Genomic DNA, 18,996 nt, shown 5'->3' on the forward strand with positions numbered 1-18,996 from the left:
TCCGGGTAAGGCGATGGCGCCGCCCGACAAACGGCGCTCCAGCACTTCCCGCAGGGCGCAATACGGCTTGTTCACCGGCTATGTGCTGGCGGCGCTCGGCGTGCTGCTCGGCGCTTTGCTGCTGGCGATCTCGCTCTGGCGTCCGTCCACCTTTTCCGGGCCGCGCGGCGCGGCCCAAACCATGGTTGCGCCAGCCACCGCGCCCACAACGGCAGTCCGGACCGAGAGCCAGTCCGTGCTGGAAACCCTGGCAGGGTTCTGGCGTGCGGGCAGCCAGAACGCCGCCTTGCGCAAGGAAATGGAGCTTGCCCGGATCCGGCTCGCAGAAGCCGCTTCCGTCAAGCAGGAGAATGCGCGGCTCAAGCGCCTGCTGGGGCTCGCTCAGGCCGATACGGGTGCCGCAATCACGACCACCCAATTCATTGGTTCGACCGCCTCCAGCGCCCGGCGCTTCGGCTATATCGCAGCCGGAACAGGCCAGGGCGTGCGCGCGGGGATGCCTGTGCGGAGCGCCCGAGGCGTGGTCGGCCGGGTGATGGAAACGGGCCGGTCCAGTTCCCGGGTCCTGCTGCTGAGCGATACCCAGTCCGTCTTGCCTGTACGGCTCGCCCGCGAAGATGTGGTGGCCTTCGCGGAAGGGCGCGGTGACGGCTTCCTGCGGATCCGCCTGATCAACCTTGGCATCAACCCGGTGCGCAAGGGCGATCTGTTCGTGACCAGCGGAACGGGCGGCTACTTCGCCCCGGGCATGGCCGTGGCAGTGGCGACCGAGATTACCAGCGACGGTGCCCTGGCCCGGATGGTCAGTGATCCGGCAGCCACGGATTATGTCGCCGTCATGCCGCTCTGGCAGACGGAGCTGGTCCGGGTGGCCGAAACCCCGGTGGAGCAGGCAGTCACCGAATGACCGAAAAGCTCAATCTGCAGGCCAGGCGGGACCGTTACGGAAGCCGGATCAATCGCACGCACTCCCCCGTTCTGGCCAGTTCCGTTCCATGGATATCGGTGCTGCTCGGGTCATTTCTCCAGATCCTTCCGGTTGCCAGCGCCGTGCCGCTGGTTCCTCCGACCGGCTTCGTCATCCTGCTGTGCTGGCGCCTGGTTCGGCCCGGTCTGCTGCCGGTCTGGGCCGGGGTTCCGCTGGGGATGTTTGACGACCTGCTGAGCGGACAGCCTTTCGGCAGCGCCATCCTTCTCTGGTCCCTGGCACTGCTGGCAATCGAGCTGATCGAATACCGCCTGCCCTGGCGTGAATTCACCCTCGACTGGCTGCTCGCCTGCGCCATGCTGGTCAGCTATATCCTGCTGGCGGCGCTTTTTTCGGGCGCACGGATCGGTTTGCCGGGGCTGGTGGCGCTGGGGCCGCAAGCCTTGTTCTCGATGCTGCTCTATCCCATTATCGCCCGCATGGTGGCATTCCTCGACCGGCTTCGCCTGACCCGCTTCAAGGTGGTTGATTGATGGCGCGCCCCAAGTCTCGCACGATCGTCAGCACTGCTATTCTCAAGAATTCTTTCGATCGCCGCAGCATGATTGTCGGTGCGGTCGGAGGCGGCATCGGCGTCCTGCTGGCCGCGCGCATGGCCTATCTCGCCATCGCGGAGAACGAGCGGTACACGCTCGAGGCCGAAAGCAACCGGGTCAACCTGACGCTGGTACCGCCCCGGCGCGGCTGGATTCTGGACCGCAATGGTGCCCCGCTCGCGTCCAACCGGGCTGACTTCCGGGTCGATCTGATCCCCGAACGGCTGGGTGACCTCGACCGCACGCTCAATGTCCTGGGAGAAGTGCTGGCGCTGGAACCCGTCACCCTGTCGGACTTGCGGGACAAGATCGACAAGGCGCGCGGATTCCAACCGATCGAAGTTGCCGCCGGGCTCAGTTACGAGCAGTTCGCCGCCCTCAGCGTGCGCCTGCCTGAGCTGCCGGGCGTCCTGCCCCAGCAAGGCTATTCGCGCTTCTACCCGACCGGCCCGGCAGTGGGCCACCTGATCGGTTACGTCGGGCCGGCATCGGCCGAGGAATACGAGGCCGATCCCATACCCCTGATGCTAACCCCCGGATTCAAGTTGGGCAAGGACGGGGTGGAAAAGCAGTTCGAAAGCGTCCTGCGCGGCACGCCGGGCGCCCGGCGGGTGGAGGTCACCGCTTCGGGCAGGATCGTGCGCGACCTCGATTCGCGCGAAGATATCCAGGGCAAACCGGTCCAGCTGACCATTGACGGGCCGTTGCAGGATTATGCCGCGCGGCGGATCGGTCTCGAATCCGGCTCGGTGGTCGTGATGGACTGCAACACGGGCGATATCCTGTGCATGTCATCCATGCCCAGCTTCGACCCGAACAGCTTTTCCGACGGGATCGGCCGGGTCGAATATGCCATGCTGCGTGACGATGACCGCGTGCCCTTGCGCAACAAGGTGCTGAAGGGGCTCTATCCACCCGCGTCCACCGTCAAACCGATGGTGTCGATGGCACTGCTTCAGGCAGGGGTAAGGCCTGACGAGACGGTGTTCTGCGGCGGCGGCCTGCGGGTCGGCAACCGGGTTTTCCGCTGCTGGAACCGGCGCGGCCACGGCCATGTCGACATGGCGATGGGCGTCTATCAGAGCTGCGACGTCTACTACTATCACATGGCCCAGCGGATCGGGATGCAGCCGATTGCCGATATGGCCCGGGTCTGCGGCATGGGCGAGGAATTCGACCTGCCCGTGCTGAGCCAGTTCTATGGGACCGTGCCCGATCCGGCATGGAAGATGAAGAAGTTCGGCCAGCCCTGGGCCGCGTTCGACACGGTCAACGCGACCATCGGCCAGGGCTACATGCTTTCCAACCCGTTGCAGCTGGCGGTTATGTCTGCCCGGCTGGCGACGGGCCGCCACATCGAGCCCAACCTGATCAAGGGCAAGGCCAGGCCGTTCGTCGATGTCGATTTTCCGCCTGATCACGTGGCCTATGTCCGCCAGGCCATGAGCGATGTTGTCAACGGGCCCGGTACCGCCGGGCGCGGGCGCCTGCCCATCCCCGATATTCTGATGGCCGGCAAGACCGGCACCGCACAGGTGGTTTCGCTCAATATTTCGGACGGCAAGTCGGGCCCGTGGAAATACCGCGACCATGGCCTGTTCATCTTCTTCGCGCCGTTCGACAAGCCGCGCTATGCCGGCGCAGTCGTGATCGAGCATGGGGGCGGCTCGGGCGCGGCCTATCCGATCGCGCGTGACGTGATGACCTTCATGTTCGACCCGGCCAAGGGCATGGAGGCTTTGAGCGCGCTGGAAAAACAATGGGGCGGCACCGCGCAGCAGCGCCTCGCAGCGAAGTACGCCGCCTACGCCGCGCAGGCCGGCGAGATTACCCGCACTCCGCCCCGCCGCGAGGCCGACATCTTCAACCAGGTCGATGCCGAAGCCCGGGCGGCTGCGGCCCAGCCCGCTACCTCCGCCACCGACGCCGCCATCAACCGCTCCGAGAATGTCGACAGCGCACCTGTGGGCCCTGAAGAATGATCTCGATCATCCCCGCCCCGCTGGCGCGCCAGCCCTGGCAGATGCTGGTGCCGATGCTGCTCCTGGCAGGGTTTGGCGCGATGGTGCTCTATTCGGCTGGCGGCGGCGCGATGCAGCCCTATGCCCTGCCCCATCTTGTCCGTTTCGCCGTGTTCCTGGTCATTGCCCTGGTCATTTCCCGCCTCAGCCGCGAGCTGATCATGCTGCTGGCATACCCGGCCTTCGCCGGGGTATTGCTGATGTTGCTGGGGGTGGAGATCGTAGGCGCCGTCAAGGGCGGCAGCCAGCGCTGGCTCGAGCTGGGCTTCATGCGGTTGCAGCCGTCAGAGCTGATGAAGCCGACCATCTGCCTGGTGCTTGCGACCTACTACGCACGCCTCCCGATTGGCCTGATCCCGACTTTCAAGGCACTGATGCCCGCGTTCGGGTTCATCCTTCTCCCGGTTGCCCTGGTGCTGATGCAGCCTGACCTTGGCACCTCGGTCGCGATCGTGTTCAGCGCCTTCATCGTCATGTTCCTGGCCGGGTTGCCGCTCTGGTGGTTCATGAGTGCTGGCGCGGCCGCCGTCGTGCTGGCCCCGGTGGTGTTCTTCTTCGGCCTGCACGAATACCAGCAGAAGCGCGTCACCACATTCCTCGACCCCGAAAATGACCCGTTGGGGGCCGGATACCACATCAGCCAGTCCAAGATCGCAATCGGCTCCGGCGGGTTGTTCGGGAAGGGTTTCAACGAAGGCTCGCAAAGCCACCTCAACTACTTGCCGGAACCGCATACCGATTTCGTCTTCTCCAGCATGGCCGAGGAGTGGGGCCTGGTTGGCGGCCTGTTCGTGCTGCTGATGTATGCCCTGATCCTGCGCTGGGGCCTCCAGGTCGCCCGCGCTTCGAAGGACCGGTTTGGCGGCCTGCTGGCCGGCGGCGTAACCGCGACGATCTTTTTCTACATTGCGATCAACCTGCTGATGGTCATGGGCCTCGCCCCGGCCAAGGGCATGCCGCTTCCCTGGATGAGCCACGGCGGTTCCTCCATGCTCACCGCAATGATCTGCATCGGTACGCTGATGATGGTCCACCGCTGGAACCGCGAAGCTGCGCGCGGGGGGATGCGGGGCTGAACCGGCCAAGTGGCCAACCTCCCCCTTTTCAGGCGCAAAACTTCCGCTATATGCAGCGCCTCTCCCGATTCGGGAGCTGCCCGTTCGGCAGTGTGGACGCATAGCTCAGTTGGTAGAGCAGCTGACTCTTAATCAGCGGGTCCTAGGTTCGAGCCCTAGTGCGTCCACCACTTTTCCGTTATATTATAGTGAGTTATGTAGACCGCTGTGCACGGTAAACTTGGCGGAAATTTCTCTAGGTAGCTTTCTAGGTAGCTTCTGTTCTGCTTGACCTTTTTGGTCATCATGCTCGAACAGGAGGGAAATGCGGATCGGTGAGGCCGGAAGGTCCCCACTACCCACTAAGCGTGATTCGGGTGCCCCTCGAAGAGCGTCAAGAGCGCAATCCGTATTTTCGCCATCACGTACCAGGTCGAACCGACACACGCTTTCGAAACAGAATCAACAATGCTGCTACTCCTGCAAACCCGCCACCCACGATGAATGTCGCCGACGGCCCGGCATAATCCCACAACGCTCCCGCGAGCACGCTAGAGGCCAGCATCGTGATACCGGTTGCAAGGTTGAATAAGCCAAAGGCGGACCCTCGCAACGCCTCGGGTGCGCGTTCGGCGACTAGTTGGGCCAGCAGCCCTTGGGTCAATGCCATGTGCGCCCCCCACAGCGCGATGCCAACAAAGGTGCCGACAAGGCCAAGGGGCGAAGCCAGAAATATGTCTGCGGTGACGAGGCAGGCCAGGCCGCAAAGCAAAGGTCGTTGGGCTCCTCCATTGTCACCGAGGGCTCCGGCTGGATAGGCACCGAGCGAATAGACGAGATTCATGGCAACCAGCACGAGCGGTGCCAATGCCATAGGCAAGCCGTCGTCATGGGCTTTCAGGATAAGAAACGCTTCGCTGAACCGGGCCATTGTGAACATCACGCCAATGCCGACCACCGCCCAAAAACCACCACTCAGCTTTTTAAGGTCCGCAAATCGCAGAGGTAGTCGTGTTTTGGCATGCGCCAATTCGCCACGCTGTCCCTCAATACCGACGATGACGAGCAGCACTGCGACAAGCCCAGGAATGACGGCTACCCAGAAGACCGCGCGGATGTCGTCGGAAAACAATGTCATGAGGCCAATCGCCGCAAGAGGGCCGACGAATGCGCCCACCGTATCAAGGGATTGCCGTAGTCCGTAGGCTCGGCCCCGTATCTCCAGCGGTGTAACGTCAGCAACCAATGCGTCGCGCGGAGCACCGCGCATCCCCTTGCCGATCCGATCGACGAACCTGGCGCCTAGTACGGGCACAACACCAGTCGCGAGCGCAAACAACGGTTTGGAGAATGCGCCGAGACCATAGCCAAGCAGGATCAGCGGCTTTCGGCGCCCGATCCGATCCGACAGGTATCCTGAGAAAACCTTCGAAATTGATGCGGTCGCCTCGGCAATGCCATCAATCACGCCAACGAGGGCCACGCTGGCCCCCAGGGTCACCGTCAAAAACAGTGGCAGCAAGGCATGAACGATTTCCGACGAAATATCCATGAACATGCTGACGAGTCCAAGGACCCAGACTGTGCGGGGAATCGTCGGACGCTTCATGTTGGCTGGCGATGGCACACTGTGTCCTTCCCTTACCCCGGGGAGACCAATGGCCCAGCGCCATCTGACTTGGCCGGCACACGTGAAATCGCGAGGATTAGTGTCGGAAACACGAGGAGCACGAGTGGAACGGCCGCAGTCAGACCGAAAATGATGGCTGTCGCCAGCGGCTGCTGCAGGCCAGCCCCACGGCTGATCCCGAGAGCCAGCGGACTCAATGTCAGAATGGCGATAAGCGCCGACATCAGGATCGGGCGAAGGCGCTTGTCACCCGCCTCCGTGAGCGCTGCCGCATCCGTTGGTGCCGCCGCATCGAGTTCCGAGAGGTAGAACACGATAAGCTCGGTCACCATGCCCACTACCATGGTAAGCCCCATCAGGGCCGAAACATCGAGTTCGATACCGGAAATCCACAGGCCGCAAAATACAGCGGCGGCACTGAGCAAGACTGTCACCAGCGCGGCAAGCGTCCAGGCAATCCGTTCGAAGAGCAGGGTGAGCAGTAATGCCGCCAGCAGGAGGGCCGCTACGAACACCATCGTCATGTCCGCGAAGCTTTGGCGCTGCTGTGCATAGAGGCCGCCATAATCGACCCGGATCGAGCTCGGCAGGTGCAGACCTGCCACAGTGCCACGAACGTCGGCCATCGCCGAGCCCAGATCGCGTCCCTCAAGTCTGGCCGTGACGTCAATGAACGGTGCAAGGTCTTCGCGTGTACGCTGCTTCTGACCAGCCATTATAGAGACGTCGGCGATCTGGCCTACTCGAACCACATGCCCATCGGTTGCGGTCAGCGGCAGGTCGGCGACCTGGGCCGCCCGCTCGCGAATATCCAATGGTCCGCGAACGCGGACCGCGATGAGTTGCTCACCGATCCGCAGGCTCGTGGCCTGACTGCCTCCGACCAGTCCTTCCACCTGACCGGCAACCGTGGCCGGATCGAGGCCGTGCTGCTGTGCGACACCAGGCCGCACCCGCACCGAAATGGCATCGCCCGCCACGCGCAGGCCGTCGACCACTTCAACGACGCCATTGACCTTGCTGATAGCCTCCGCGACCCGTTTGGCCACCTGCTCGAGTGCCGCCGGGTCGTCGCCGAACAGCTTGATCTCGATCGGTTGTGGCACTGCGGTCAGGTCACCGATCAGGTCTTCCATTAGTTGCATCGTCTCGATCTGCAGCCCGGGCACCTTTGCTTCGATCTGCTGGCGGATCTCGCCCATCACCGCTTCGATGGGACGGCGCGAACCGCCCTTGAGGCGAATGAAGTAGTCGCCTTCGTCGGCTTCGGTCAGCCCGCCGCCCAATTGGAGACCGGTTCGCCGCGAGTAGCTGGCGACCTCAGGGGTCTTCTGGATAATCGTCTCGACCTGGCGCAAAAGCCGATCCGTATCGCTCAGCGCAGCACCAGGCTGGGCCTTGTAGTCGAGGATAAAGCCGCCTTCGTCCATCTTCGGCATGAAACCCGAAGGGACGTTGTACCAGGCCAGCGACCCGGCCACTGCCAGAGCCGCGCAGACAATGAGCGCGAAGCGGACAGGGCGTTCGAGCGCGTGACCGATCGCCCGGTGATACTGCCTTGCCAGCCTCCCCAGCCAACCAGCCGCACTTTCCGCAGCCTCGGCGTCGCTGGGTCGCAACCAGTGGGCGCAGATCAGCGGAATGAGAAAGCGCGCAAAGAGGAGCGATATTGTCAGCGCTGCGACCATGGTCACCGCAAGCGCCTTGAAAAACCCTCCGCTGACGCCGGATATGAAGGCGAGCGGCAGAAACACGACGATGGTGGCGCCAGTTGAACCGAACAGCGGCTTTGCCATCTCTGCCGCAGCGCCCAGGATCGACGGCGTGTCACGGGCAGTGCCTTCCTGCATCCGGCGCATGACATGTTCGAGCATGACCACGGCATCGTCAACGATAAGACCGACAGCAGCAGCCATGCCACCCAGCGTCATCATGTCAAAATGCATGCCCATGGCGAAGAGGATCAGGCAAGTCCCTGCGAGAACAGCCGGCAGCACGGCGGCCGTGATCGCCATCAAGCGCAGTGAGCGAAGGAACAGGAACAGCACCAGACCCGCGAGCACCGCGCCCAGCAGGATGGCATCGCGCACCGCGTTGGCCGCGCCGACAACCAGTTCGGACTGATCGTAGAATGGGGTCACGACGACGCTAGGCGGCAATCCGAGCCCCTTGAGGCGGGCATCGGCATCGCGCACGACCTGCACCGTATCGCCGCCCAGCGCCTGCCGGACGTTGACAAGCACCGCGCGGCGCCCGTTGCTTGTCACCAGTGAGTAATTTGGCTGAACAGCCGGACGAATCGTGGCGACATCACCAATCGTAACGATCCCCGCGCCGCCTGCCGTGCCGGCCTTAACCGGAGTCGCTGCGATATCGGCGGCGGATGCGAGACGATTTTCGACCAGCAGCAGGTAGAGCCTGTGCCGATCCTCGATGCGTCCGGCCCCGCGCACGACATTGGCCTGAGCAAGGGCCCTGACGACGTCATCCGGCGACAGGCCAAGTGCGGCGAGCCGCGCGGGCTCGAGATCGACCGAGAATTCGCGAGGCGAGCCGCCCAGAACATCGACGCCGGCGACGCCGGGCACGGCTGTCAGCGCCGGACGGACCTTTAGCTCCGCGAGCTGGCGCAAGGCCTCCTGATCGAGCGAAGTCGACGTGAGCGCGATGCCAACTACGGGAAAAAGAGTCGGGTCAGAACGGCGCACGTCGAAGGCCGTGCCTTGCGGCAGCGAAGGCAGGACGGTCGCCAGCGCACCTTGCGTTGCCAGCGTCGCCGCGGTCATGTCGTGGCCCCAATCGAAGTTGAGCGCGACTTCCGCCGAACCGCGACTGGTGGTCGAGCGCAGGTGGCTAACGCCAGGCACCGAGCGCAGCGCGATCTCGATCGGCCGGGTGATTTCCGCTTCCATCTGGGCTGGGTCACGCTCGCCCGCGTCGATCGCCACGACGACGCGGGGATAATCAATGTGTGGAAAGAGGCTGACCGGCAAGCGGAGCGCACCTGCGATGCCCCCAAGAGTGAGGAGCAGCATCGCCAGCCACAGGCTGCGGGCGTGGCGGGAGAGGCTGGCTTTCACCTCGTGCGGACCTTCATGCCGTCTTCGACGCCGGTCGCTCCATCGGTGACGACCAATTCGCCATCGGACACGCCCTTGAGGATTGCCGCTTGGTTGCCATCGCTGGCGCCGGTTTCCACATCACGGCGATGCGCAACACCGTCCTTGACCACGAAAACGAACGGCTGCCCGCCGTCATCGAGCAGCGCGGCATACGGCACCGTCACGGCAGCGCTCGATGTGCGCGTGACCACCCGGGCCGAGAGCGGCTGTCCCGCAGCAAGGCCGTGTTGTGCCGGTATTTGGACCAGAATCGAGGCCAGGCGCGTCTGCACATGGGCGACCGGGCTGATGCTGGTGATCGGAACGACAAAAGGTGGAGATCCATCGCCAGGATGAACTTCGATCGGACTTCCAGCCGCAAGTCCGCGAGCCCGTGCTGGATCGATGCCGAACCGCGCCTTGACTGCGCCGGAGCGCGACAGGGTTACTATCGTCGCACCGGGCTGGACAAGATCGCCGGCGCTTGCCCCGGTCGCATCGACAAAGCCGGCACTAGGGGCGCGCAAGGTCAGACTGGCACTGCGCTCCTTGAACGATGCCGCCAGCGCGGAAGCGGCGGCGGTGCGTGACCGGGCAGCTTCAACATCGGCGTCGCTGGCAAGGCCATCGGCCCGCAGACGCTGAGCCCGGGCAAATGCCTGCTGGGCGGCGGACGCATCGGCTGAGGCGGCACGGAACTGTGCCTGGCTTGCCGGACTGGCGCGAAGGCGAGCAAGGACCGTTCCGGAGGCGACAGCCGAACCGGCTGGCGCATTGATCGAGACTATAGTTGCCTCAACCGGCGCCGAGAGCACAATCTGGCTATCCCCTCCCCGCTCGATTTCACCGTAGAGTGTGACCGACTGGGCAATATTGCCAGTCGCCGCCTTACCCAGCGACACGAGTGCAACAGGCGTAACGCCGGCGGTTTCGTCGACATTCCTGGCTGAACAGGCGGCGAGACCAAGGAGAAATGGCAGGAAGATTGCGGCTCGGGTCATTTCCACCCCTCGGTTAATTCGCCGCTCAGCAGTTCGAGGGCAATTGTCTGTTCTTGAATGGCCAGTCGGGCCTGCGCGATAACCAGAATGCGATCGCGCAATTGCTGGCCCGAATTCATCGCGACAGCGCGCGAAAGGTCACCTCGGCGGGCAGCGCGGTCGCTGACCGCAGCCTGGTGCCGCAGAGCCGGCAACCCGGCCTCAGCATCGGCGAGTTGCCGCCGCGCGAGTTCGATGCCCGCCCAGGCCGCAGAGATTTCCGCCCGGGTCTGAAACAGGCGAGCCTCGTATTCGGACTTCAGCGCTTCACGTGTCGCACGCTCCACGGCAATGCCGCCGCGATTGCGGTTCCAAAGTGGGAGGGTAAAATCAACCGTAGGCCCGAGCAGGAAATTCCCGGCGGAATCCCGGTTGCCGGTAACCGTCAGGTTGAGTGTCGGAAACTGGTCAAGAACTGCCTTGTGTAGGGCCGCTTCCTGCATACCATAGCCGGCGCGCAGCGCGGCAAGATCGGTTCGACCAGCCTTCGCCAACGTGAAGAGATGCTCGGCCGACGGTGGCTCCGGTGGTAGCGCAAGCGTCGCAAGCGCCAGCTGAGTATCAGGCAGGAGCCCCAGCAGCTTTGCCAGTCCCTGCCTGGCGGCGAGCAGATCCCGCTCAGCGATTCGCAGCCGATCCGCGGCATCGAAAGCGGCAATACGGGCGCTTTCGGCGTCACTCCCAGTGAGATCGCCACGCGCCGCTGCCCGAGCCGCGCGGCCGAGCTGTGCTTGTGCGACTGCATTTGAATCCCGCGACAGGTCGGCAATCTCGGACAGCCCGGCGATCCGGACCGCCTGGATCCGTGCCTGACCAGCTGTCTGCCACTCTGCCCATGCGAGATCGAGCCGCACCTGTCGCGCCTGCGCACGAGCCTGTTCACGCCTGACCGCTCGCTTGCGCAATGCATTGATGTCGAGGCCGAGAGCGCCCGCGACGTTGAGGACAGTGTCGGGGCCGCTCAGCACCTTGTCCGCGCCGATACTGAAGGTTGGATCGGGCAGGAGCCCCGCGGCAAATGCCTGCGTATCGGCGACGTCGGCGCGTGCGCGCAGGGCGACGAGATCAGGATTGTTGACGACAGCCAGCGCGGACACTCCTTGCGTCGTGAGCGGTGAAGACAGATCGACCGGCGTCGGTTGGAGCCAGGGGCGTTCGACAGAACTTGCCGAGGCTTCCAGGATCGCGGAAACAGGGGCAGCGAGAACCGCCGGATCATCCGCCAGCGGAGCCGGCGCATAGTGGGCGCAGCCCGCCGCCAGAAGCAGCACGAGCAAAGCCGGTTGAGCCTTCACAGTGCCCCCCTTTGCGGAAATCTTAGTTCAGCGACGAGGCCGGGTTCGGCGTCGCCGAGTACCAGGCGTCCCCCATGCGCTTCGGCAATCGCTCGCACGAGACTCAACCCAAGCCCATGGCCCGGGGTTGATCGCGAAGATTCGAGACGGACGAAGCGTTGCTGGACGCGCTCATGCTCTGCCGCAGCAATGCCCGAGCCGTTATCCTGGATCCGAATTACGATGTGTCCCCCGTCAGCACCTATGGCACAGATTAGAGGTTGTGATTTAAGGAGGATTTGGGCTTCGTCGTAGTGACGAAGGAACGAAGATGAAGCCCAAATCCTCAAAGCCCAAATTGCCTGCCGAGCAGGTGGTGAAGGACATCCGCCGCAAGACCCGTCGGCATTTCTCTGCTGAAGACAAGATCCGCATCGTGCTCGATGGCCTACGCGGCGATGACTCCATTGCCGAGCTGTGCCGCCGTGAAGGGATCGCACAGAGCCTGTATTACACCTGGTCCAAGGAGTTCATGGAGGCCGGCAAGCGCAGGCTTGCTGGCGATACAGCCCGTGCTGCTACCACCGACGAGGTAAAGGATCTGCGCCGTGAAGCGCGCGATCTGAAGGAATGCGTGGCGGACCTGACGCTGGAGAACCGTCTGCTCAAAAAAAGCATGATCGCGGATGGGGGAGACGACGAATGAGGTATCCCGCATCCGAGAAGCTGGAGATCATCAGGATCGTCGAGCAGTCGCACCTGCCCGCCAAGCGTACGCTGGACCAGCTCGGCGTGGCACGGCGGACCTTCTATCGCTGGTATGACCGCTACCTCGAAGGTGGGCCGGAGGCGCTCCAGGACCGTCCTTCAGCGCCGAGCCGGGTGTGGAACCGTATTGGGCCCGAGGTGCAGGACCAGATCGTCGAGATGGCTCTGGAGCAGACCGATCTCAGTCCCCGCGAGCTGGCGGTGCGCTTCACCGACGAGAAGCGCTACTTCGTGTCCGAAGCCACGGTTTACCGGCTGCTGAAGGCCCATGATCTGATCACCAGCCCGGCCTACACGGTGATCAAGGCGGCAGAGGCGTTCCACACGCAGACCTCTCGACCCAATGAGATGTGGCAGACGGATTTTACCTACTTCAAGATCATCGGATGGGGCTGGGTCTATCTCTCGACCGTGCTCGACGATTACTCACGCTACATCATCGCCTGGAAGCTCTGCACCACCATGCGAGCCGAGGACGTCACTGACACGCTCGATATGGCGCTGGCAGCTTCAGGCTGCAACCACGCCAACGTGCTGCACAGGCCCCGCCTGCTGTCGGACAATGGCCCCAGCTACATTGCCGGGGAACTAGCCGAATACATCGAGGCAAACAGGATGAGCCATGTGCGCGGCGCTCCCTTCCATCCGCAGACGCAGGGCAAGATCGAACGCTGGCACCAGACCCTGAAGAACCGCGTGCTGCTGGAAAACTACTTCCTGCCCGGCGATCTCCAACAGCAGATCGAGGCCTTCGTCGAGCACTATAACCACCAGCGCTACCACGAGAGCCTGGACAATGTGACACCCGCCGATGCCTACTTCGGCAGGGCTGCCGCCATCATCAAACGAAGAGAAAGGATCAAGCGAAAGACACTCGAACATCGGCGCTTGCAACACTGCAAGCTCGCCGCCTAAACATCAATCCGAGACGAGGCCCACACTCCGCTGATCTACGCCGCGAGTTGTGCCAAATGTTCTGACGACGGACAGACTACTCACATGCTCAACGACCTCATCCACCGCGCCGCTCCACCCGAAAGCGACAAGCATCGCAGCAATGCCGTCATCGGCAAGGCGGCCTACGGACCACGCTTACGGCGCAGGGGCATCTCGCCAAGATTGTCGCAATGGTCGGAGACGATCGCGATGCGCTGGAGATCGCGCAACAGCTTCAGGCCGTTGTGAGTGCGCTCGATAAGGCCAAGACCTTCCTCGTGACGCATCATATCGAACACCATCTGGAGGAAACGGTCGGACCGCTTCCCGAGCACACGCGAGCGAAACTCGGGCGCCTTACTGAGCTGGCCAAGTATCTGTAGTTAAAGGCTGTGCTGCCATCTGCACTGATGATCACGCTTGGCGAGGCCAGCGTTGTAGCCGCTACGAGGGTGCGCTCTCCGCCAGTGTGCTGATCACCCGCGAAAGCTTTGCTCGGACTGCCTGAGCGGCCTCCTTCAGATCGGCATTATCAATTGCCTGCATAGAAGCCACCGGATCGATAGCCGCAACTTCAATGACGCCAGACGAGACCTGCTGAACAACGACGTTGCACGGTAGCATTGCCCCCACCTTATCCTCCAGCAGCAAAGCCTCATGTGCCAGTGCCGGATTGCACGCCCCCAGGATTGTGTAGGGTCGGAAGTCCACGCTAATCTTCGATTTAAGGGTCTGCTGGATATCAATCCGGCTGATGACACCAAAACCTTCCCCCTTGAGCGCAGCCTCGGTACGCGCGATGGCATTGTCGAACGGAACAGGAAGCGTGGTCGCCATATAGTATGTCATCGACTGGCCTTTTACCTCGAATTGCCAACTTAACCCGTCGCCTTCATTCTGGCCATAATGTTAGAGCGCAGAAGACATGGCTACAAGGGCAAGGCGCCCACGAAGACTGTCATTCGACAGCGCGTGGACGCAATCTTGGAAACAGTTTTTCGCCGAAGCCTTGCATCCTTGCTCCAGCTTCAGCGCGGTGGATGAGCTTCTTCCGGCCCCGCGGCAGGAAGGCTGTCGTCTCCACTCTTGCGGTGGACGAGTGAATAAAGTGCCGGCAAGATCAAGAGCGTCAGTATGGTCGAGGAAATGATCCCGCCTATGACGACAGTCGCGAGCGGACGCTGAACTTCCGATCCGGCACCGACGTTGAGCGCCATCGGCACGAAGCCAAGCGAAGCCACGAGCGCGGTCATCATCACCGGTCGCAGGCGTGTCAGCGCGCCTTCTCGCACAGCCTCCAGTGCTCCCAAACCGCGTTCACGCAGGTCGCGTACGTGTCCGTCCCCGAAACCTATGCGGCGAGGAGCATCAGCTTCTTCGCCACGACCAAGAAGGGTTTCGTCTACAAGATTGCCTGCCAGGTCGAGAGCATCCCTGCGGCTCAGGTTTTCATCACCAATCCGTCAATCGCCAAGAATGACGCGGCCCGCTGGGAAGCCGAGACCCCGCTCGCCACGAGCGCGGTTCGCCTCGTCCAGGCGATGGCCAACAATCGGACCATCGAAGGCTTCGAGGTACGGCAGTCCTCGGCCGTGCCCAGCCGCATCGGCGATATCGAGGTCCAGCTCGTCGCCGACTATCGGGGCGCCAGCCTCGCCGGGAAGGTCATCCGGGTCACCAACCGCGGATCCAAACGGCTGAACCTCTCCGAGCGCGACCTTGCGCCGAAGGACAGCCTCGCCGTCTCGATCGCCAATCCGGCGCTCGACCCCGGCTCCAGCACGACCGCCTTCGTGGTCGGCATGAACGGGGAGAGCAGCCATGACTGACACGCACGACCTTCAGCCTCCCCTGCAGGCCGAACCTGCTTCGCCGTCGGAAGCGGCCGGTCTCAACGCCCGAACCGCCAAACGCCAGAAGCTGCTTCTCGCCTCCATCGGCGCGATTGCCCTGACCGGCGGCAGTTGGCTCATCTTGGGCGGTGACGACAACGCGAAGTCGAACGATCCCGACGCGGCCCGTACCATCGACACGGCCGGGCTCGTCAACCGCGATCTCTCGCAGCGCGAATTTGTCGCCACCTATGGAAACCGCCTCGACGCGGTGACGCGCGAGCAGAAGGCGCTCAAGGACGCGGCTGTCCCGCGAAACGAGGTTGAGGCCCAGCTCGCTGCTCTCAAAGCGGAGAACCAGGCCATGCGGGTCGATGGTCAGGCCGCGATCGACGCGATCTCGGCCGAGAATGCGGACCTCAAATCCCGGCTTGCCGCGCAAGGTTCCGCCCCGGCACCGTCTTCCACCGCACCGGCATACGGGCCGCAGGCGGGTGGGTATGTGCTGTCCGCCATCATGTTCATGACCAGCCAGGCGATGACCCGCAGCCCTCGCTCGGTTCGGAAGCTGCTGCTGATCGACGAGGCGTGGTCGATGCTGAAGGGCGGCTCGATGGGCGAGTTCGTCGAGACCTATGCCCGCACCTGCCGCAAATACGGCGGGGCGCTCGCCACCGCGACCCAATCGCTCAACGACTATTACAAGTCCGATGGCGCGACCGCCGCACTCGAAAACAGCGACTGGATGCTGATCCTCCAGCAGAAGCCGGAAACCATCGCCGACTTCAAGGCATCGAAGCGCCTCGATATGGACGACCGGACCGAGACCTTGATCCGCAGCCTCAAGCGCTCGGGCAGCGACTATTCGGAGGTCTTCATCAAGGGGCCGGAGACCGAGGCAATCGGCCGGCTCGTCCTCGACGATTATTCGGCGACGCTCTTTTCTAGCTCTCCGCAGACCTTTGCCGCGATCGACGCCGAGATCGCCCGAGGCCACCAGCTCGCCGACGCGATCGAGCGGATCGCCTTCGCCAATCGCTCCTGAAATCTCCCTTCATTCAAGGATTTTTGTTTCCATGCCTTTTCATGTCGTCACTCCCTTCGATCGGGCTCACGAACCCCAGCTGGACGAAGGCCTCGATCTTCCGCCCGGGCCAACCTGGCGCCGGCACGCCGCGGATGGGCGACCCAAGCACTCCTCGATCTGCGGAAGCGCGAGACCGCCTTCAGCGAGGTCGATCAGGCCTCGACCAATCTGCAACGGCAGTTCGGGCTTTCGCGCAAGGCAGCGGACGACATCACCGTAGCTTGGTTCTTGAACGGGGAAGCTGGCGCGAGCGCTGGCGTGACGAACGGAGTCGCTTCCGCCAACATCGGCGCCAAGGGAGGACGAAACCAAGCGTGGACCGACAGCGACATTGGCATCGCGTCGGAGGACCGCTCGCGGATCTTCGGCAGCTTGGCCCAGATGTCCGACAGCAGGAATTGGTCGAGCACCCGCGACGGGTTCGTTCGGTCGGTGAGCACCTCGAGCAGTTCCTCAATTTCGAGCACAGCAAGCGGCATGAATGCGTCCCTCACCGAAGCGCAAAGCTACAGTCGCGAGGCAAGGCGCGCCGAGGAACTTGCCAACCGCCTCGAAAGCCAAGCGTCGTTCTTCAAGGGCGACAGCGCAGCAGGAAGCCTCAATCTGTCCCAAGCCTACCGCGAATGGGGATTGGCCGAGATCGAGCGCAACCGAGACTTCTACGGCAACGTGCGGTTCGATGACGTGACCTTCCAGCTCAGCCCGGAAGGCCAAGCGTTGCAGGCCAAGTTCATTGAAGGTTATGCCGAGCAGCTTCGCGACGGGATTGAAGAACGCCTCGTCCTGGCCCCCGGACAACCTGTATCCCGTCCGGCTATCTCTGGCGCCGGATCAGTACGCGGGAGCGCGCAAACCGGTGGAGGCGGATTGGGCACAGTGCCACAGGTGGACGCCGGCAATATCCATGACGAGGTTCAGAGGGCTCAGGCTGCCGGTCGCCCGAAGATCAGCGGATCAAGAGGACGTCTGGATGCCGTCACAAAGGGAGCGCAGGGCGCAAGTGCTGAGGCGGCCGATGATGTCAAAGAGTGGTGAAGCGTCAGCCCTTCAAGACATCCCAATAGAGCACAAAGCCGGCGAAGATCGCGAGCAAAAGGAGGACTGCAACCGTCAGGGCTCGCGACCACGGATCGGCCCATGACTTCTTGATCCGATATTCCATCAGGCGATTATCGCGGATCGCCTGATCGATTTCAGACAGTCCTTCCCACTTGCGGGTTCCGCGAGCCTCGGCATTTTCAATGTCGAAATTCGTCATGATGGCGTTCATCTCGTTTCTCCTCAGAACATAGGGGAAACACTCACGCTGGGCTAGGAAAATTCGACAGACGCCCATGGGTTCCCAGCAAGACAGAGCATTCTCTTCTCTTGACGACAGGAGCGTAGACATAGCGCACAGGCCGCCTGCGGACAGCCAAGCGCTGGCTCTGGCCACTGGCCCGGTTATCAGATAGTCGTCGGATGACCTGTCGATGTTGCGCTACTCATTTTGGAGTTCCGGCTCTATGCAGGCTGGGATAGGAACAACTCATGAACATGCGTGGCACCGATGATCCCCCACCGATCTACCTAGACGGGTTTGCCTCGCTCCCCCTTGCCCCTGAAGCGCGGGCCGCAATGCTCGCGGTCTGGGAAATCCCAGGCAATGCTGGATCCCCAAATCAGTCGGGTGAGCGGGCCGCCGCCATTGTTGCAGAGGGTCGAGCTGCGGTAGCCGAATTGATCGGTGCGGCACCAAGCGAAATCGTCTTCACATCGGGCGCCACCGAAGCGAACAACCTGGCGATTGTAGGCGTCGTGACAGCCGTCGCAGAACATCAGCCGCATCGCAGGCGGATCGTGCTTTCGGCAATCGAGCACAAGGCGGTGATCGAACCCGCGGAGCAGTTGAAGAGACGCGGTTTCATCGTGGAGTTCGCACCTGTCGATCGTAGCGGAATACTCGATCTCGAGGCGTTCAGTCGGTTGATGGGGGATGACGTCCTGTTCGCGTCAGTCATGCTCGTGAACAATGAGACTGGGATTGTGCAGCCCATCCGAGAGGCGGCCGAACTCGCGCACTCCTGCGGAGCGCTGTTTCACTGCGACGCTGCCCAAGGGGCGGGGAAAATTGCGGTCGACGTACTCGATCTCGATGTCGATTATCTTAGCCTGTCCGGGCACAAATGTTATGGGCCGATGGGGATCGGCGCGCTCTATGTGTCTGCGGGAGCACCGAAGCCGGAACCGCTGATATTCGGCGGCGGACAGCAGGCGGGAGCCCGCCCGGGAACTGAACCGGTCGCGCTCATTGCGGGTTTTGGAGCCGCCGCTTCGGTCGCGCGGTCTCGACTGGTTGAAGACCAAAACCATGGGTCTGCGCTGATTTCCAAGCTGCTGGAAGGTCTCCACGACCGGCAGGTTCGCCTCGCGACAGTCAACGGACATGCGCCCACTGTGCCAGGCGGCATGGCCGTAGCCTTCCCGGGCGTCGACGGGGACGCACTATGCTCAATGATCGCGCGTCACGTCTCACTGTCTACCGGTTCCGCTTGCACTGCCGGGCAGATTAAGACGTCACATGTTCTTGAAGCGATTGGTTTTTCTGCTAGTGATGCGCGCTCCGTTGTTCGGATTTTTTGCAACCGGTACACCACGGGTGTGGAAATCGACAAAGCGGTCGACGCAATTTCAGACGCTATCAAGCGTTCACAGCTTGCTACTGGAGAGGTTCGCCAGTAGCTTTCCC

General features: G+C 62.8%; 16 protein-coding genes, 1 tRNA gene and 3 pseudogenes. 11 read left to right on the forward strand and 9 right to left on the reverse strand.

Features of this window, described 5'->3' with window-relative positions:
- Positions 1-13: 13 nt before the first annotated feature.
- The 5 genes from mreC to U4960_RS08990 all read left to right on the forward strand — a co-directional run bounded on the left by mreC (position 14) and on the right by U4960_RS08990 (position 4,791).
- Positions 14-907: a rod shape-determining protein MreC gene (gene mreC / locus U4960_RS08970; protein ID WP_324260315.1), complete on the forward strand. Its 894-nt coding sequence runs from the start codon at positions 14-16 to the stop codon at positions 905-907.
- Complete coding sequence (gene mreD / locus U4960_RS08975) at positions 904-1,461, forward strand: rod shape-determining protein MreD (protein WP_324260316.1); 558 nt, start codon at positions 904-906, stop codon at positions 1,459-1,461. The genes mreC and mreD overlap by 4 nt, the downstream gene beginning before the upstream one ends.
- The gene (gene mrdA, locus U4960_RS08980) at positions 1,461-3,506 is read left to right on the forward strand and encodes a penicillin-binding protein 2 (RefSeq protein WP_324260317.1); all 2,046 of its coding nucleotides are present in this window, start codon (positions 1,461-1,463) and stop codon (positions 3,504-3,506) included. Before mreD ends, mrdA begins: the two co-directional genes overlap by 1 nt.
- Positions 3,503-4,621, forward strand: coding sequence for a rod shape-determining protein RodA (rodA, locus tag U4960_RS08985; RefSeq protein ID WP_324260318.1), 1,119 nt, complete (start codon positions 3,503-3,505; stop codon positions 4,619-4,621). The genes mrdA and rodA overlap by 4 nt, the downstream gene beginning before the upstream one ends.
- Before the next feature lie 94 nt (positions 4,622-4,715).
- Positions 4,716-4,791, forward strand: a tRNA-Lys gene (locus U4960_RS08990).
- A gap of 230 nt (positions 4,792-5,021) precedes the next feature.
- Here the strand turns inward: U4960_RS08990 and U4960_RS08995 are convergent.
- The 5 genes from U4960_RS08995 to U4960_RS09015 form a co-directional block, all read right to left on the reverse strand.
- Positions 5,022-6,158: an MFS transporter gene (locus U4960_RS08995; RefSeq protein ID WP_324260319.1), complete on the reverse strand. Its 1,137-nt coding sequence runs from the start codon at positions 6,156-6,158 to the stop codon at positions 5,022-5,024.
- A gap of 83 nt (positions 6,159-6,241) precedes the next feature.
- Entirely contained in the window at positions 6,242-9,310 is a 3,069-nt protein-coding gene (locus U4960_RS09000) for an efflux RND transporter permease subunit (protein ID WP_324260320.1), read from the reverse strand.
- Entirely contained in the window at positions 9,307-10,332 is a 1,026-nt protein-coding gene (locus tag U4960_RS09005; RefSeq protein ID WP_324260321.1) for an efflux RND transporter periplasmic adaptor subunit, read from the reverse strand. Before U4960_RS09005 ends, U4960_RS09000 begins: the two co-directional genes overlap by 4 nt.
- Positions 10,329-11,666 (reverse strand): TolC family protein, encoded by a 1,338-nt coding sequence (locus tag U4960_RS09010; RefSeq protein WP_324260322.1) that lies wholly within the window; start codon positions 11,664-11,666, stop codon positions 10,329-10,331. The genes U4960_RS09005 and U4960_RS09010 overlap by 4 nt, the downstream gene beginning before the upstream one ends.
- Positions 11,663-11,995 (reverse strand): sensor histidine kinase, encoded by a 333-nt coding sequence (locus tag U4960_RS09015; RefSeq protein ID WP_324260323.1) that lies wholly within the window; start codon positions 11,993-11,995, stop codon positions 11,663-11,665. Before U4960_RS09015 ends, U4960_RS09010 begins: the two co-directional genes overlap by 4 nt.
- On the opposite strand from U4960_RS09015, the gene U4960_RS09020 reads away from it, so the two are divergent.
- A protein-coding gene (locus tag U4960_RS09020; protein ID WP_149036422.1) for an IS3 family transposase occupies positions 11,977-13,328 on the forward strand; the annotation gives its coding sequence in 2 pieces (ribosomal slippage) (positions 11,977-12,312 and positions 12,315-13,328; 1,350 coding nt in all). The two genes, U4960_RS09015 and U4960_RS09020, sit on opposite strands and share 19 nt — an antisense overlap.
- Before the next feature lie 191 nt (positions 13,329-13,519).
- Positions 13,520-13,732, forward strand: a pseudogene (locus tag U4960_RS09025) (metal-sensing transcriptional repressor); the annotation flags it as partial.
- A gap of 61 nt (positions 13,733-13,793) precedes the next feature.
- Here the strand turns inward: U4960_RS09025 and U4960_RS09030 are convergent.
- Both U4960_RS09030 and U4960_RS09035 read right to left on the reverse strand, forming a co-directional pair.
- Positions 13,794-14,186, reverse strand: a complete 393-nt coding sequence (locus U4960_RS09030) for a DUF302 domain-containing protein (protein ID WP_324260324.1) — start codon at positions 14,184-14,186, stop codon at positions 13,794-13,796.
- 191 nt (positions 14,187-14,377) lie between these two features.
- Positions 14,378-14,653 (reverse strand): annotated as a pseudogene (locus tag U4960_RS09035) (efflux RND transporter permease subunit); the annotation flags it as partial.
- Between the two features lie 30 nt (positions 14,654-14,683).
- On the opposite strand from U4960_RS09035, the gene U4960_RS09040 reads away from it, so the two are divergent.
- Together U4960_RS09040 and U4960_RS16080 are read left to right on the forward strand one after the other, a co-directional pair.
- Positions 14,684-15,178, forward strand: a complete 495-nt coding sequence (locus U4960_RS09040; RefSeq protein WP_416379061.1) for a type-F conjugative transfer system secretin TraK — start codon at positions 14,684-14,686, stop codon at positions 15,176-15,178.
- A gap of 505 nt (positions 15,179-15,683) precedes the next feature.
- Positions 15,684-16,226, forward strand: a pseudogene (locus U4960_RS16080) (type IV secretory system conjugative DNA transfer family protein); the annotation flags it as partial.
- A gap of 194 nt (positions 16,227-16,420) precedes the next feature.
- On the opposite strand, the gene U4960_RS09050 reads toward U4960_RS16080, so the two are convergent.
- On the reverse strand, positions 16,421-16,747 hold the full coding sequence (locus tag U4960_RS09050; RefSeq protein WP_324260326.1) for a hypothetical protein: 327 nt from the start codon (positions 16,745-16,747) through the stop codon (positions 16,421-16,423).
- Between U4960_RS09050 and U4960_RS09055 the strand changes: the two genes are divergently transcribed.
- Positions 16,746-17,303, forward strand: a complete 558-nt coding sequence (locus U4960_RS09055) for a hypothetical protein (RefSeq protein WP_324260327.1) — start codon at positions 16,746-16,748, stop codon at positions 17,301-17,303. The genes U4960_RS09050 and U4960_RS09055 overlap by 2 nt on opposite strands.
- Positions 17,304-17,307: 4 nt before the next feature.
- On the opposite strand, the gene U4960_RS09060 is transcribed toward U4960_RS09055, so the two are convergent.
- Positions 17,308-17,538, reverse strand: coding sequence for a hypothetical protein (locus tag U4960_RS09060; RefSeq protein WP_324260328.1), 231 nt, complete (start codon positions 17,536-17,538; stop codon positions 17,308-17,310).
- Positions 17,539-17,798: 260 nt separating this feature from the next.
- Here U4960_RS09060 and U4960_RS09065 point away from each other — a divergent pair, with 260 nt between their 5' ends.
- On the forward strand, positions 17,799-18,989 hold the full coding sequence (locus U4960_RS09065; RefSeq protein ID WP_324260329.1) for a cysteine desulfurase family protein: 1,191 nt from the start codon (positions 17,799-17,801) through the stop codon (positions 18,987-18,989).
- The last annotated feature ends 7 nt before the right edge of the window (positions 18,990-18,996 follow it).

Source organism: Altererythrobacter sp. H2 (assembly GCF_035319885.1).
GTDB lineage: Bacteria > Pseudomonadota > Alphaproteobacteria > Sphingomonadales > Sphingomonadaceae > 34-65-8.